Below are 533 nucleotides of genomic sequence, written 5' to 3' on the forward strand. Positions count from 1 at the left end.
GGTGCTGGTGGCTGTTGAGCTGGTACTGGAAAGCGGCAGCCTGAGCGCCGAACACATCCTCAATGTCGTGGCGCGCCTGGCCGCGACCGAACCACCACCCAGCGTCGAAACCCACTTGTCGCTCAAGGAAGCCCCCGTCGCTAACACGGCGCGCTACGACCGCCTGCGTGGCCAGACCGAGGAGATCGGTCATGCGTGATTTGATGGCGGAACTCAAGGAGCTGCGCCTGCACGGCATGGCCACGGCCTGGGCGGAGTTGACTGCGCAGGGTGAGTCGAACACAGCCTCGTCCAAGTGGCTGCTCGAACACCTGCTGGAACAAGAGCACACAGATCGCGCCATGCGCTCGGTGAGCCACCAGATGAACATGGCCAAGCTGCCGATGCACCGCGACCTGGCCGGCTTCGACTTCAGCGCCTCCAGCGCAGACGCTCGTTTGATCAGCGAACTGGCCAGTCTGGCCTTTACCGACACCGCGCAGAACGTGGTGCTGATCGGTGGGCCTGGCACCGGTAAAACCCACCTGGCCACT

The 533-nt window shown here is 64.0% G+C and carries 2 pseudogenes; both read left to right on the forward strand.

Features of this window, described 5'->3' with window-relative positions:
• A pseudogene (locus tag C722_RS25325) lies at window positions 1–199 on the forward strand (IS21 family transposase); the annotation flags it as partial.
• A pseudogene (gene istB / locus C722_RS0123370) lies at window positions 192–533 on the forward strand (IS21-like element ISPst3 family helper ATPase IstB); the annotation flags it as partial. The pseudogenes C722_RS25325 and istB, both read left to right, overlap by 8 nt.

The sequence above is a fragment of the Pseudomonas sp. 313 genome (assembly GCF_000316965.1).
In the GTDB taxonomy this organism is placed as follows: Bacteria; Pseudomonadota; Gammaproteobacteria; order Pseudomonadales; family Pseudomonadaceae; genus Chryseomonas; species Chryseomonas benzopyrenica.